This is a genomic window from Holdemania filiformis DSM 12042 (assembly GCF_000157995.1).
Taxonomy (GTDB): domain Bacteria; phylum Bacillota_I; class Bacilli_A; order Erysipelotrichales; family Erysipelotrichaceae; genus Holdemania; species Holdemania filiformis.
The window spans coordinates 259,488-272,839 of record NZ_GG657553.1 but is presented as its reverse complement, the minus strand read 5'-3'; the positions used below and the strand labels follow the sequence as shown (position 1 = coordinate 272,839).

At 49.6% G+C, this 13,352-nt stretch carries 13 protein-coding genes; 6 read left to right on the top strand and 7 right to left on the bottom strand.

What is annotated here, in order from left to right; translation table 11 throughout:
• Positions 1–14: 14 nt before the first annotated feature.
• The 4 genes from HOLDEFILI_RS03680 to HOLDEFILI_RS03665 all read right to left on the bottom strand — a co-directional run bounded on the left by HOLDEFILI_RS03680 (position 15) and on the right by HOLDEFILI_RS03665 (position 3,790).
• The gene (locus HOLDEFILI_RS03680) at positions 15–1,052 is read right to left on the bottom strand and encodes a sensor histidine kinase (RefSeq protein ID WP_006058091.1); all 1,038 of its coding nucleotides are present in this window, start codon (positions 1,050–1,052) and stop codon (positions 15–17) included.
• Positions 1,049–1,747, bottom strand: a complete 699-nt coding sequence (locus tag HOLDEFILI_RS03675; RefSeq protein WP_006058090.1) for a response regulator transcription factor — start codon at positions 1,745–1,747, stop codon at positions 1,049–1,051. The genes HOLDEFILI_RS03680 and HOLDEFILI_RS03675 overlap by 4 nt, the downstream gene beginning before the upstream one ends.
• Positions 1,748–1,920: 173 nt before the next feature.
• Entirely contained in the window at positions 1,921–2,799 is an 879-nt protein-coding gene (locus tag HOLDEFILI_RS03670) for a VIT1/CCC1 transporter family protein (protein ID WP_006058088.1), read from the bottom strand.
• 169 nt (positions 2,800–2,968) lie between these two features.
• A complete protein-coding gene (locus tag HOLDEFILI_RS03665) occupies positions 2,969–3,790 on the bottom strand; it encodes a histidinol-phosphatase (RefSeq protein WP_039863826.1) in 822 nt (273 codons plus the stop codon).
• Positions 3,791–4,132: 342 nt separating this feature from the next.
• On the opposite strand from HOLDEFILI_RS03665, the gene HOLDEFILI_RS03660 reads away from it, so the two are divergent.
• On the top strand, positions 4,133–5,587 hold the full coding sequence (locus HOLDEFILI_RS03660) for a sodium-dependent transporter (protein ID WP_006058085.1): 1,455 nt from the start codon (positions 4,133–4,135) through the stop codon (positions 5,585–5,587).
• Positions 5,588–5,779: 192 nt separating this feature from the next.
• On the opposite strand, the gene HOLDEFILI_RS03655 is transcribed toward HOLDEFILI_RS03660, so the two are convergent.
• The 3 genes from HOLDEFILI_RS03655 to HOLDEFILI_RS03645 all read right to left on the bottom strand — a co-directional run bounded on the left by HOLDEFILI_RS03655 (position 5,780) and on the right by HOLDEFILI_RS03645 (position 8,457).
• Positions 5,780–6,304, bottom strand: coding sequence for a hypothetical protein (locus tag HOLDEFILI_RS03655; RefSeq protein ID WP_006058083.1), 525 nt, complete (start codon positions 6,302–6,304; stop codon positions 5,780–5,782).
• Positions 6,305–6,675: 371 nt separating this feature from the next.
• Positions 6,676–6,900 carry a hypothetical protein gene (locus HOLDEFILI_RS03650; RefSeq protein WP_006058081.1) on the bottom strand — a complete coding sequence of 75 codons (225 nt, stop codon included), beginning with the start codon at positions 6,898–6,900 and terminating at the stop codon, positions 6,676–6,678.
• Between the two features lie 132 nt (positions 6,901–7,032).
• Positions 7,033–8,457, bottom strand: coding sequence for a DEAD/DEAH box helicase (locus HOLDEFILI_RS03645; protein WP_006058080.1), 1,425 nt, complete (start codon positions 8,455–8,457; stop codon positions 7,033–7,035).
• A 183-nt stretch (positions 8,458–8,640) separates the two neighbouring features.
• On the opposite strand from HOLDEFILI_RS03645, the gene HOLDEFILI_RS03640 reads away from it, so the two are divergent.
• The 5 genes from HOLDEFILI_RS03640 to HOLDEFILI_RS03620 all read left to right on the top strand — a co-directional run bounded on the left by HOLDEFILI_RS03640 (position 8,641) and on the right by HOLDEFILI_RS03620 (position 13,192).
• Positions 8,641–9,288: an LTA synthase family protein gene (locus HOLDEFILI_RS03640; RefSeq protein WP_006058079.1), complete on the top strand. Its 648-nt coding sequence runs from the start codon at positions 8,641–8,643 to the stop codon at positions 9,286–9,288.
• Position 9,289: 1 nt separating this feature from the next.
• Entirely contained in the window at positions 9,290–9,949 is a 660-nt protein-coding gene (locus tag HOLDEFILI_RS03635) for a hypothetical protein (protein ID WP_006058078.1), read from the top strand.
• Complete coding sequence (locus tag HOLDEFILI_RS03630; RefSeq protein ID WP_039863823.1) at positions 9,942–10,601, top strand: hypothetical protein; 660 nt, start codon at positions 9,942–9,944, stop codon at positions 10,599–10,601. The genes HOLDEFILI_RS03635 and HOLDEFILI_RS03630 overlap by 8 nt, the downstream gene beginning before the upstream one ends.
• Positions 10,602–10,662: 61 nt before the next feature.
• Complete coding sequence (locus tag HOLDEFILI_RS03625; RefSeq protein ID WP_006058076.1) at positions 10,663–11,472, top strand: MerR family transcriptional regulator; 810 nt, start codon at positions 10,663–10,665, stop codon at positions 11,470–11,472.
• Positions 11,473–11,542: 70 nt separating this feature from the next.
• The gene (locus tag HOLDEFILI_RS03620) at positions 11,543–13,192 is read left to right on the top strand and encodes an FAD-dependent oxidoreductase (protein ID WP_167317117.1); all 1,650 of its coding nucleotides are present in this window, start codon (positions 11,543–11,545) and stop codon (positions 13,190–13,192) included.
• Positions 13,193–13,352: the final 160 nt, after the last annotated feature.

The window sequence follows — 13,352 nt, the reverse complement described above, 5'->3', positions numbered from 1 at the left end:
TGATGACGGACAGCCTACAATTTTGTAGGAATCAGAAAATTGATCGTAAAGGTTGTTCCGATTCCCAGCGTGCTGTCCACTTCGATCGTTCCGCTGTGCGCTTCCACAATCGCTTTGGCCAGAGGTAGTCCCAGTCCGATGCCCTGGGTATCCTTTGAAAAACGGCTCCGGTAAAAGCGCTTGAAGATATGATGGAGATCTTCCGGATGGATGCCGCAGCCGTTATCCTGCACGACAAGCTGAACTAAAGGGGCCCGGCTTTTCCATTGGACGGTAATGCGGTCGCCGGCTTGCGTGTGGTCGAGGGCATTTTTCAGGAGGTTGCCGACAGCCTCCGTCAGCCAGGTGCGGTCGCAGAGGAGCGTCAGCGACTCATCGCCGGAAAAGGTTAAAGTTTTGCCTTCCTGGCAAGCCTGAAAAGCGAAGCGTCGCTCAATCTGCGCCATCAGTTCCGAGACGTTTTCCACGGTCTTTTCCAGAACGATTGTCCCGGCGTCCAGCTTCGTGATTTTTAACAGGTTCTGCACCAGCGTTTCAATGCGTTCCAGCTCCTGTTCCGAAAGCGCCGCGAATTCCTGGATGGATTCGGCGTCCCCGGCCTCCTGCTGGATGATCCCGTTGTAAATATTTAAAGCGGCTAACGGGGTTTTCAGCTGATGAGAGATGTCGGAAAGCGTGTCCTTCATGAAGCGCTTTGCTCTTTCTTCATTTTCCGCATGAGCGTTCAGGATGGCGACCAGCGCGTTGACTTCGTGGAATAGCCGGTTCAGTTCGCCTTCCTTGTCGCATTCAATCCGGGCTGCCGGATTGCCCGCCGTGTAGTCCTTGATCTGGGAAATCGCGTTTTCCATCGTTTTGTACTGATCGTTGAAATAGAGAAACATAACGCCCACGACCGCAATTCCTGTCATCAAAAAGAGGATCAGGCTGATGCCGGCTGTCTGGGTGATATCGAGAGTAAACAGAAAGAAGGAAAGCAGAAGAAAGCTGAAGAAGATCAGGGCTACGGTATAAAACAAGTGTTTGATTTTGGAATCGACCAGAATTTTCATACGCCGGTACGCTCCGGGACATTCCATTTATAGCCCAGCCGGCGCAGCGTCACGATCTTCTTCGGATCGCTGGGATCATCTTCAATCTTGGCGCGCAATCGCCGGATATAAACTGTCAGTGTGTTGGCGTCGACATAGTTTTCATCGCAATCCCAAAGCTTGCTTAGTATCTGTTCCGGCGTCAGCACCTGGTTGGGATTCTCCATCAACAAGCATAACAGCTTATATTCACCGGCCGTTAAATTCACGAGTTCTCCATTTTTATAAACGCTGCGTTCCAGCCGCTGGACTCGGATCCCGTTGGACGCCAGCTCCCTGTCCGCGGGGCTGAAATTTTCCTGACGGCGAAGCAGCGCATGGATCCGGGAAAGGAAAACAGCCAGCTTGAAGGGCTTTGTGATGTAATCATCCCCGCCGAGATCCAGTCCCATGATGATCTCCGTTTCTTCATCCGCGGCGGTCAGGAAAATGATCGGCACGGTCGAGGTCTGCCGGATTTGGCGGCACAGATCATAACCGGAACCGTCGGGCAGCGAAACGTCCAGAATGACCAGATCAAATTTCTCTTTAAGCCACAAGGCTTCCGCTTCCTGCTTTGTCCGGGCGACGTCGACGGCGTAGCCTTCTTTATTTAACGCGAAGGACAAACCGTTGATCAGGCTTAAATCATCCTCCACAAAGAAAAGATGCTTCATTCTTCATTCCTCCTTCTTGGTTTTCGGGCTGAAGGTTGTTCATTTATTGACGCCTGTTCTTTTCCTCATTATAAGGCTTTTGCGGGAAGAAAAGAAGGAACAGACGGAAAAAGAAAACCGGGCTTGTTCTAACCCGGTTGGCTGATAAGGAAAAGGATCTGGTGTGTCTGCGGTTAAATGTCGATGCCCAGCCAGGCTTTAATGACCAGACCGACGAGGAAGGAAATCACGGCGACCGAACCGGAAATCACAAACATCTCAAGAAACCGCTGCTTGAAATTATAGTCTTTGGCGACGGAGATATAATAATTGAACACCAGAATAATCAGCGTCACTGTGACTAGCAGCGCGATTAGCGCCGGGATGTAGGCTTCCGCCGGAAGCAGTAAATATGGCAGACTCATCAAAGCGACGGTAATCATATACATGACGCCGGTATACAGACACGATTTGACAGCCTGCGGATCATTGTCACTCTTGGCGGAGAGATAAGCCGAAGCCGTCATCGAGAAGGTCGCGGAAACGCCGGTGATCAGACCGGACAGAGCGACAAGCCGGTTGTTCTGCAGGGCGAAGGTCAGGCCGGCCAGCGTTCCAGTCAGCTCGACTAAGGCATCGTTCATGCCCAGCACCATCGAACCGACAAACTGCAGGCGTTCCTCGTCAAGCATCGCTAACAGCGCCTGTTCATGCCGCTCTTCATCTTCGGCGATTTTCTCTGCTTCCGGAATTTCCTGAATTAAGCTCGTATAGGCTTTATCCGCCTTGTCCTCGCCGTTTTCCATCAGTTTCAGAGCGAAGGTATAGCCGAAGATTTTAGAAAGCAGGCTGTACCAGAACACTTTGCCGGTGTTCGGCTTGGGCTGCAAGCCGGTATATTTTCCCCACAGCTTGCCATGCGAGGCTTCTTCCTGGGCGATTTGAAGCAGGATTTTGCGGTCTTCCTCCGACTTGACCGTCGCTGCGATCTTTTGGTAAATATGATATTCGTCGATTTCATTCTGCTGCATCCGAATCAGGGTTTTCAGGGCAGCCCCGGAACATTCATTCATGTGTTAACCCCCCTAGTTCTGTACTTCATATTACACTATTTAACGAAAGAATTCAAAATGGAACGGAAAAGAAACGGATGTGTTTTTCAATGAAAAGATAAAAACATGGTGAAAAAGGACAGAGGGTAAACGATAAGTCAGGAAAGACGGAAGGGGAAGCCTGCCGAAGCTATTCGACCGGCGAGCGGTCGATAAAGTTCAGCGGCAGTCCTTCAAGCAGCTTCTCCGCTACCGCGACCCGGCTGAAATCCTGCAGCACCAGCGGCGCATGCGCGTCCCATCCATAACATACCGGACACCGCATGGCGGCAGCGATCTCCCAAAATTTCCGGAACGGATAGGCGTAGGCTGTTTCCGTGGATGCTGGATCAGTCGTGCTGATTCGATATTCATGCTTGCCGTAATGCACGCCGTTCAAATTAATTTCCAGCGGAATCCCCGTTTTTGCGCTGACAGCGCAGATCCGTTGGGCTGCTTCCGCGCAGGCGGGAGTGAAGGTGCGGCGGCCTAACATGAAGTAATCCGGATGGGCAATCAGACTGAACCAACCGGTCGCTACGGCTTTTTCAATTTGACCGGCATAGAACAGCACGTCTTCATCGTTATTATAGGCGTCGTAATCATAGACCAGCTCATAAGCTGGATTCGTTTCGATCGCTTTGAAATGCTGGCCGAGAATCAGATAATCGACTTCACCATGGAGTTGTTCCAGCAGTTCCTGATGGTCCTCGAGATACTCCGCTTCATAACCAAACCGCAGCTGGATCCGATCCTGATATTTGACCTTTAACTTTGCCATGGAATCGACGTATTCCTGGCGCTGATCATAAAACATGCGGCAGGTTGGCAGATGCAGCTCGGGATAGGGCATGTGATCACTGAAACCGAGCAGCTCAAAACCGGCTTCGATCGCGCTGAGCACCATCTGATCGTCAGTCCCGCTGGCATGACCGCAGCGGAAGGTATGCGTGTGTAAATTGAATTTCTGCATGGTAAATTCTCCTTTGACCGGCATCGTGCAGGTTAAGTTCAGTGTAACGGAGGATCGGGCTGAAAACAATCCTCATTTAATGATAAGCCGGCCGCTTTTCAATTCGCGCTTCTTGATTTCTCCCAGAGAAAATCCTGATTGAAAGTTACTTGATTTGAGCTGAATTCCGAGCAAGAACTGCAGTGATTTTAATGCTTTGCCGCATTTATCTGGAAAAGTGAAGGGGCGCGTCCGCCGGAAAGTCAAGACGGGCTCTGAATGAAGGGCTGCGGCTTATTTTGGCTGAAGACAGCGCCTCTATTCTATGATACAATAGCGGAGAAAAAGGGGATTTTATAAGTCATGAAAGAAAGAGAAAAATTATCTTCCCGGCTGGGATTTATTTTAATATCGGCCGGCTGTGCGGTCGGTCTGGGCAACGTCTGGCGATTTCCGTTCATCACGGGCCAATATGGCGGCGGCGCGTTTGTCTTAATCTATTTGTTTTTCCTGATCCTGCTGGGCTTACCGATCATGGTCATGGAATTTTCCGTCGGCCGGGCATCGCGGAAATCAGTTTCGCATTCCTTTGATGTACTGGAACCCAAAGGAACACGCTGGCATGGATTTAAAGCGATGGCGGTCAGCGGCAACTACATTCTGATGATGTTCTATACGGTGGTCGGCGGCTGGATGATGAACTATGTGGTTAAAATGAGTTCCGGCAGTCTGACCGGTTTGGAAGCGGCGGATGTGTCCGGGGTGTTTGACGCCATGTTGAAATCCCCGGCGCAGCAGATCGGTTTTATGGTGCTGGCGGTGCTGCTGGGCTTTCTGGTCTGCCGGTTAGGATTAAAGAATGGTGTGGAACGGGTATCCAAGGTGATGATGTCCTGTCTGTTTCTGATCATGATCGTGCTGTGTGTGCGCTCGCTGACATTGCCGAATGCGATCGAAGGATTAAAATTTTATCTGATTCCGGATTTTAACCGGATGCTGGAGGCCGGCATCAGCAATGTCATCTTCGCGGCGATGAGTCAGGCGTTCTTCACGTTGTCGATCGGCATGGGATCGCTGGCGATCTTCGGCAGCTACATCGGTAAAGAACGCAGCTTGTTCGGTGAGAGCTTAAATATCATGGCGCTGGATACTGTGGTTGCGCTGCTTTCCGGGCTGATCATTTTCCCGGCCGCGGCGGCCTACAACATTCCTGTCGATTCCGGACCGGGCCTGGTGTTCATCACGCTGCCGAATATCTTTAACTCGATGCCTGGCGGGCAGATCTGGGGAACGTTGTTCTTCATCTTCCTGTCGTTTGCCGCGCTGACGACGATCATTGCGGTATTTGAAAATATCGTCGCCTTCGCGATGGATTCGGGATTGTCACGAAAAAAAGCGGTCTGGATGAATATCATCCTGCTTCTGGTCTTATCGCTGCCGTGCGCGCTGGGTTTCAATCTGTGGAGCAGCTTCCAGCCGTTGGGCGCGGGTAGTACGATTCAGGATCTGGAGGATTTCATCGTTTCCAGCAACATTCTGCCGTTGGGTTCGCTGATCTATTTGATGTTCTGCACGCGGAAATGCGGATGGGGCTGGGAGTCGTTCATTGAGGAAGCGAACGCCGGAAAAGGACTGCGCTTTCCAGAGAAGATCCGCGGTTATCTGCGCTGGGGTCTGCCATGCATTGTCATCTTCATCTTTTTCCAGGGCTACTATGCCAAGTTCACCGGTTTTGCGCAGTTCTGGCTGCCGTTAATCATCGTGGCCGGCGTCATGATGTTTCCGCTGAGCGCCTGGCTGAGTCAGCGTAAATCGTAATCAAAAAAACCTCGTCTGACGGACGCTTCTTCCAGGGAGCTGATTTCAGACGGGGTTTTCTTTTGCTTTGCGGACGTTCATTTTCATTTGGAACAGCCAGACTTCGCGGGAATCGAGACTCACGCCGGAATATGAGACTGAACTGATTCCATGTTTTCTAAAATTCAATTTTTCTTTCCTTTTCCAGCTAGTTTATTCTTTGTCCAATCGGCAATACTTCACGAAATGACTCACCGAAAAATGCTTGGGATTCAGATAAGGCAGTCCTTCATCGATATATTCAAAACTTTCAAAGTCAAAGGAAAGTTGGTCATCATTTAAAAAATCATCATCGATCCAGCGAGCGGGTAAAATGGATGAGCTATAATTCATCGCATTCCTGCATTCAAGGCTATCGTCATCCAACGAATTTACGCCGAGATAGCAGATCGGATAACCTTGTGTGTCAGTTATAAATTGATTAAGAAAAGGGTTTAATACAAACGCGACCCGGTCATCCCGGTAAACATAACCGATTAAGTTCTCATCCGTGGGTTCTACACATTCTAGGTCGACATTGATCGATGCGTCATAATGGATACCGTACCAGGCTGCTTTGGGATTGCCTGCCTGAGAAAGAGAATAATTTCCGACCAGCGCTTCTAAATGTCCGCACAAAGATATTTTCTGTGACTTGGTGTTTCCTTTTATCGAAAAAACGAAACTAATTTCTTTCATTGTTTTTCTCCCTTAAAAAATTCTCTAATCAGGACTACATCAATAATCAGTACAAAAAATCGAACAGATCTTGTACTAAGCTTTGCTATTCCATAACGCCTATTTTCTCTCATCTATAACTAAAAATTTTAATTTAATTATTCCATTTCAGTCTTCTTATATACTCGCTTTGACTTCCATCCCAATGACAATAGATACATCTTCCATTTTTGAAAACATGGGTACAATTTGGATAGCCATAGAGGAGATGGGCGCATTCTGGACATAATGCAGTCATACTTGAAGATGACTTTAGAAATTCACTTCCGCATTCATTGCAAATAGAGTATTTATCTTTGATCACCTTGTTTCTCCCATAATTTTTAATTTGTTTATTTCATTTTCTTACGGATGATTGCCATCACCGCGAGGGTGATCACGACCAGCACAATCGTAAAAAGGCCGCGGATCTGAATTGCCGTATACCACGGGGCAGACTGCATTTCATACAGACCAGGATGAGCTTTGTAGTCAAGGTATTGATAGAGGCTGCTGCCAAGAAAAACACCGATGAAGCACCACAAGAGGATTCTTAAAAAGCCATATAATTTTTTCACGGTTGACCCTCCGACATTTCTTTGTATGAAGAAATTATACCATCTTTCCTAATATGAAAAACAGAAGTTCTGCGTTATAACTAGGCGAGCGCCGGAACTTCTGCTTATGATGATGAAATAGGTATAATGAAACTAGAGGGAACGAGCCCGTTCAACCCGGCGGAGCTTGCCTTTAACAGAAAGCTCTCCGGTGCGGATTAACGGCTGCGGATCGGCTTGAATCAATGTGATAAAGGTCACCCGTTCCTGCACTTCAATCGTTCCGATCTGTTCTGCGGAATATCCCGCGCTGCATAAAGCACCGACAAAATCACCAGGGCGCAGCTTATGCTGCCGGCCGGCCCGGATTAAGATTGTCGCTTTGTTTTGTTTCAGTTCAGCCGCTTTCTCCGGCTGTCTTTGATTTTTTGTTTTCCAATGCGCTAATCCTGAGTGATCATCAAACGGATCCAGCTCGAAAGCTTCATCCTGAGTTTCCAATGTTTCCAAGAAAGAGGAATAGCGACTTTTCTGACTCGGCGTGAGAAGGGCTACCGAAGTGCCCAGCTGATCAATCCGTCCGCAGCGTCCGCAGCGATGAATGAAGGATTCCAGATTTAAAGGCAGATCCCAATGCACGATCAGTGACAGACCGTCGATATCCAGGCCCCGCGCCGCTACGTCGGTCGCGCATAAAATCCGCAGCTGTCCCTGGCGGAATTGTTTCAGCACGGCAAACCGTTGATCCTGTTCCATCCCGCCATGCAGGGCATCCGCGCAAAGTCCTCTTTTCTTGAGTTGTTCCGCGACTTCTTCCGCGGTCATCTGCCGGTCGCAGAAAACAATCGCGGAGGGTGCTTGGATTGTGGAAAAGACATGAAGCAGACCGGTAAGTTTTTCCGTGTTGGAAACCGTTAAGGAGGTCAGGCGGATATTCTGATTTGTCTGGCATGGCGAATCAATCTGGATCGTTAAAGGATCGTGAACCGTGATTTCCGCCAGCTGTAAAATTTCAGGACTTAGGGTCGCAGAAAACAAACATGTCTGAATGGGGGAAGGAAGCTGTTCTAGAATTTGATGAACGGTTTCCGTCAACCCCAGCGAAAACATTTGATCCGCTTCATCCAGGACGATCATCTTCAGTTGGGAGAGATCGAGTGTTCCCTGTTCTATATGATCCCACACCCGGCCCGGGGTACCGATGACAATCTGAACCCGCTGTTTCAGCTGATATTTCTGACTTTTCATTGGCTGACGGCCCACCAGCCGCGCGCACGTCAGACGGCGGAACAAGCTGAAGTTCTGGATTTCCTGAGTGATCTGATCGGCCAGCTCGCGTGTCGGAGCGAGGATTAAGGCTTGCGGAAGCCGGTCTTCAAAATGACATTGTTGGCAAACGGGGAGTGCGTAGGCCGCGGTTTTTCCTGAGCCAGTCTTCGCCTGGACCAGACAATCCCGGCCCTCAAGAAAAGCGGGAATCACCTGTTCCTGAACCGGGGTGGGCTGAGTGTAGTGCAGCGCCTCAACCGCTTGACGCAAATCCGCTTCAAGCAGGTCGAATACATTGTTGTTATTCATCGGAAGAACCTCCTGTTAAGTTTCTTATAATAAGGATAAAATCAATAAGTCTGGCTCTCAGCATATCAGCAGAAACCCAAAAACACAAGGATTAAATCAGGTCTACAAATGTAATATTATCGTAAGGTTTTCCAATAAGTGGCTATGCTACAATGAAAAAGGAAGAATCTGGGGTGATGTGGAATGAAACAGCTGAAAGATCGGATTATTTCGGCAGCTATCTTATTTTCTGTGATCCTGACCGGCGTCTGCGTCGTCTGGTGGGGATATGCCTCACAGTATCAGAAAATTTTAGGGACAAGTCCTTCCTCTCCGATGCTGCAAAAGCCTTCCTCTGCACTGGTCTTTGCCGTTTTGACCGCAGGGTTGACCGCCGGAATTTTTGTTTTCTTATTCAGAAAGAAGCTTCCATTTTTCAAGCTGAGGACCGTTTCTGCAATGATCCTGATCCTGCTGCTGTTCGTTAAAATAATGAAAATTTGGGCTAATGATAGAGATTTAACATTTGCTTTAGCCCTGTTATCCCCCTTCAGTATGAAGTTTATGGCATCAAGGAATTGGCTTTGGACGGATGTTTCTGTGGCCTTCTGTCTGACCTGGACGTTATGTGGAATCTTATTGTTTGTTTTGCTTGTCCGCAAACAAGTCCACTGGACTTGGACAGCGGTTCGCATGACGATTTTAGCGAATGTGTTTGCGATCGGCACAATCCATGGCGGACTACGTTCTTTATATCCCTATGTTCTGGAAATTCTGATCTGGTTATCCATAGGGGAACAGGGAATTCAGGCGCTGCAAAAATGGATTAATCAAGGAAAGGGAGGGAGCTAGGATGAATACGAATTGGCAGAAAATTCTAAGCCGGACAGGCAGCTGGTTGTTGCTCTATTTATCCCTCATGCTGGGCTACTGGCAGTTTTATGGTGGATGTCGCTTTTTCCACTTTTATGGAGATGCCCGGATCGTTCCGGGAATGCCGACGCTCCTTATTCTTATCGGGTTGGCGATTCTGGGCGCGGTCTTATTCATCCTCAGCGATTCCATTCGCGCACTGCCAGGATTTGTTGCAGGGCTTGTATTAGAGCTTGTTTTATTAACGGTGGCAGTCTATGATGATGGATATTTAGGTGCTTTTCTGATCTGTATCTTACCAGCACTTCCTTATTTGGTAATTTTAAAGATCATTAAAGTGATTACCGGTTTTATCATCCCCATTTCAGCGGTCACAGGAATTCTATTTTTACTTCAGATCATTTTAATTGCCCTGAGTTTCAAATATATTAAAAAGCTCCATTGGGGATTTATTGCATCCCAGCTGGCGGTGATCAGCGGTTATGCGCTTTTTTGTTTTTATGACAATGTATTTGAAACCTGGATGCTCAGTTTCTTCAGTACGCTGACGCTGATCAGGCTGGCTGAAATTCCTTGGATTTGGGTGGACACTCCCGCAAAGCAAAGTTTGAAAGCAGAAAAGGGATCAAACGATGAATAATTCACGATACAGAATGATCTTATACCGTGCGGGCAGCTGGCTGCTGATCTATTTGTCGATATCGCTGGGCTATTGGCTGAGCTGGGGACCAGAACTTCATTCGTTGCGATTCTATGGCGAGCCGTGGGTTCAGCCGGGGCTTTCTTTCGTCATGATTTCAGTCGGAATGATGATCGTGGGCCTTTATTTATTTTGGATCAGCGATGCGAAACAGGACATCGGAAGCTTTGCGGCAGGACTGGCGGTTCTCCTCTTTTTAATGACGCTGATGCCGCTGGATGATGGTTATTTTGCGGCGTCGCTGCTGCTGGAGATCCCCGGTATTCCGCATACGCTGATTCTGAAATTCTTGAGAAGAATCCTGGGGTTTGGCTTGCCAATCGGACTTGTGCAGACTGTTGCGTTTCTCTTTCAGGCAGGATTGACAACGCTGTACTTGAAAAAGGTCAGAAAGGTTCGCTGGGGATTTATTGCGATCAAACTGGCGGTAATCAGCGTTTATGCCTTGTTCAGTTTTTACCCTGATTTAAACGGTGAATGGGCGCTTAGCTTTTTCGATTTGCTTAATTTAATCTGGCTGGCGGAGCTTCCCTGGCTGGGGCTGGACTTGTCCACAGACAAAAGCCGCAAAGGAAGCCACGCCGCTCCCTGATCTTCACTTTATAACGCCTTTCCCAAGCCGTTCATGATACAATCAGACTGAGGTGATCAGGATGAAAAACGGATGGTTTACGATCAAGGAAGTTTCCGATTTGTTTGATAATACGCGCGGAGCGATCCGTTTTTATGAGGAAAAAGGCTTGATTCATCCGCAGCGGGATGAACATGATTTCCGCTGGTACAGCATTGACGATATTTTTCAGCTGTTTTACTTAAAACGCTACGCTTCGATGTCGTTTTCACTGGATGAAACGCTGACTACCTTTGTAAAAGAAGCGGAATTGACGCTGCCGGAAATCCAGACCCGGATCAACAAGCGCGAACAGGAGCTGAACGCGCAGATCGAGCGGCTCATGCAGCAGCGGGAAGAATTGCGGAAATACCGGCGGGTGCTTCAAGAGTGCGAGTCGCCCTGCACCCGGATCGAAGTCTGTCCCGATTATTACGTACTGACCGCCGATGCTTTTGCCGATATGACGGCCGCGGATCTGCCGGCGCTGAAAGCGCTGATCGCAGCGATGCCCCTGACCAGCGTCCATGCCGATCTGATCGAAGGACCTTCCGGCTGGCGGTCAGTCACCAGTCTGGGGATCATCGAAGCTAATGCCCGGGCCGCCGGAATTCCGCTTCATCCGAAAATGCGGAAGCTGCCCGGTTCGCTGGCGGCAGTGCGGTGTGTCCGCTGTGAGTGGGATGCGATGCCGGGGCAGCTGATCGAAAAAGCGCTGGCATTTCGGGATGAGGTGATCGCCTCCGGCAAGACGGTGCATTCCTTTGTCAGCACCAGCCTGATTCTGGTCCATACCCAGGAGGGCAAGACGATCGAATATCATAAATGTTACGTCCCATTCCGGGATTGTTAAAAATATCACTTGCCTGTACAGTACCTGTATATCCTACAATGTTTTCAGAAACATGAGGAGGGAATTAGAAATGAATTTATCTCGCAGAGAGTTTCTGAAAAGCTCCCTGGCCGCCGCCGCGGGCATGGGCGCACTGGGTCTGCTAGGGGCCTGCAGCACCCAGGAAAACACAGCATCAACACCGTCGCCGGAAGCTACGGGGGACACCGTCGCAGCCGCGTTAGACGCGCCGTATACCGCGCTGTCCGCGGAGGCGATCACAGAAAAAACCGTGGATTTTGTGATTGTCGGAGCCGGCCCGGCCGGTCTGTGCGCTGCCGTGAAAGCTGCGGAAAACGGACTGTCTGTCGCCGTCGTGGAAAAAACCGGCGGTACCGGGGGCTGCGCGAAATTCGGCATGGGCATCCTTGCGATCGGTACCGAGCTGCAGAAAGCGCAGGGCGAGGAACTGGATTTGGATGCGATGTACAACATGTTCACGGAGTACACGCACTACCGCACCGACTGCGTGCTGATGCGCCGGTACTTCGAGGAATCGAAGGAAACGCTGGAATGGATCGAAGCGATGGGCGTCGAATTTGAAGAAGCCGCGCGTTATTTTGAAAAATCCTATCCGACCTGGCACATTGTGAAATCAGAAACCGGCGTGATCGGCGGCGGTCAGGCGAAGACCATGACCGATCATCTGGAAGCCCGGGCCCGCGAACTGGGCGTGGAGTTCTACCTGGAAACGCCAGCCTGCCGTCTGGAAACGGAAAACGGCAAGGTCAGCGGCGTCTGTGCTGTCAGCGCAGATGGCAAGCAGGGCTATCATTTCCTGTGCAATGCCGCTTTGATCGCGACCGGCGGCTTTGGCAACAACGAAGCATGGGTTAAGGAACAATTCGCTTTGAATCTCGATCAGGACTTCTTCGGCATGCGCTTCCCGGGGCATGAAGGCGACGGGATCCAGATGGCGTGGAATGCCGGCGTGAAGCAATCGGAGATGATCGAAGAGATGATCTTCGATATCTATCAGCCGGGCTCAACCGGGTCGTACACCAACGATATCAAGCTCGTCATGCAGCAGCCGAACCTGATGGTCAATCAACAGGGGCAGCGGTTCTTTAACGAGGAACAGGTACAGAACACAACCTATACCGGCAACTCGCTGCGCAATCAGACAGGCAACACCGGCTTCATGATTCTCGATGAGGCAATCAAACAAAGCTATGTCGAAGCGAATCATGTCGATTTCACCAGCCGGGTCTGGAATACCGACGACTTCACACAGTTTGACGCGAACTTCAAGACGATGGAAGAATCCGGCTACACGGCGATTGTCAAAGCTGATACCCTGGAAGAATTGGCGAACAAGATGGGCATCGATCCGCAGGGCCTGGCGGCGACGGTTGCGGAATACAACCAGCTGTGCGCCGACGGTTACGATCCGTTAGGCAAGGGCGCGGCGTATCTCAAGCCGATCACGACCGCTCCGTTCTATGCGGCGCAGTATTATCCATCCAGCTATGGTACACTCGGCGGCATCAAGGTCAATTCCAATCTGGAAGTGCTGGATCAGAACGATCAGGTCATCACGGGTCTGTACTCGGCGGGCACGGATTCCTGCACGGTTTACGGCGACAGCTATATGTTCCTGCTTCCGGGCAACACGATGGGCTATTCCGTCAACACCGGCAAGTTTGTCGGCGAAGCGGTCAGTGAACTGCTGAAAAAATAAGATAGATTTAAAGGATTGAGCGAACTGGAGTCCATGCGATTCCAGTTTTTTTGTATCCGTTCCACCGTGAAAAGAAGAAAGTAAAAATCTTAAAAAGAACTTAAATCGCCAGAAATATTTTCCAAAACATCTTAAGAATCCCTTATTTTAAAGGGAGTTT

Excerpts from the sequence above, each read along its gene's own strand:
- HOLDEFILI_RS03665 (WP_039863826.1), bottom strand. The coding sequence starts at position 3,790 with ATGCAGAAATTCAATTTACACACGCATACCTTCCGCTGCGGTCATGCC.
- HOLDEFILI_RS03655 (WP_006058083.1), bottom strand. The coding sequence starts at position 6,304 with ATGAAAGAAATTAGTTTCGTTTTTTCGATAAAAGGAAACACCAAGTCA.
- HOLDEFILI_RS03645 (WP_006058080.1), bottom strand. The coding sequence starts at position 8,457 with ATGAATAACAACAATGTATTCGACCTGCTTGAAGCGGATTTGCGTCAA.
- HOLDEFILI_RS03640 (WP_006058079.1), top strand. The coding sequence starts at position 8,641 with ATGAAACAGCTGAAAGATCGGATTATTTCGGCAGCTATCTTATTTTCT.
- HOLDEFILI_RS03635 (WP_006058078.1), top strand. The coding sequence starts at position 9,290 with ATGAATACGAATTGGCAGAAAATTCTAAGCCGGACAGGCAGCTGGTTG.
- HOLDEFILI_RS03620 (WP_167317117.1), top strand. The coding sequence starts at position 11,543 with ATGAATTTATCTCGCAGAGAGTTTCTGAAAAGCTCCCTGGCCGCCGCC.
- HOLDEFILI_RS03670 (WP_006058088.1), bottom strand. The coding sequence starts at position 2,799 with ATGAATGAATGTTCCGGGGCTGCCCTGAAAACCCTGATTCGGATGCAG.
- HOLDEFILI_RS03630 (WP_039863823.1), top strand. The coding sequence starts at position 9,942 with ATGAATAATTCACGATACAGAATGATCTTATACCGTGCGGGCAGCTGG.
- HOLDEFILI_RS03675 (WP_006058090.1), bottom strand. The coding sequence starts at position 1,747 with ATGAAGCATCTTTTCTTTGTGGAGGATGATTTAAGCCTGATCAACGGT.
- HOLDEFILI_RS03660 (WP_006058085.1), top strand. The coding sequence starts at position 4,133 with ATGAAAGAAAGAGAAAAATTATCTTCCCGGCTGGGATTTATTTTAATA.
- HOLDEFILI_RS03680 (WP_006058091.1), bottom strand. The coding sequence starts at position 1,052 with ATGAAAATTCTGGTCGATTCCAAAATCAAACACTTGTTTTATACCGTA.
- HOLDEFILI_RS03625 (WP_006058076.1), top strand. The coding sequence starts at position 10,663 with ATGAAAAACGGATGGTTTACGATCAAGGAAGTTTCCGATTTGTTTGAT.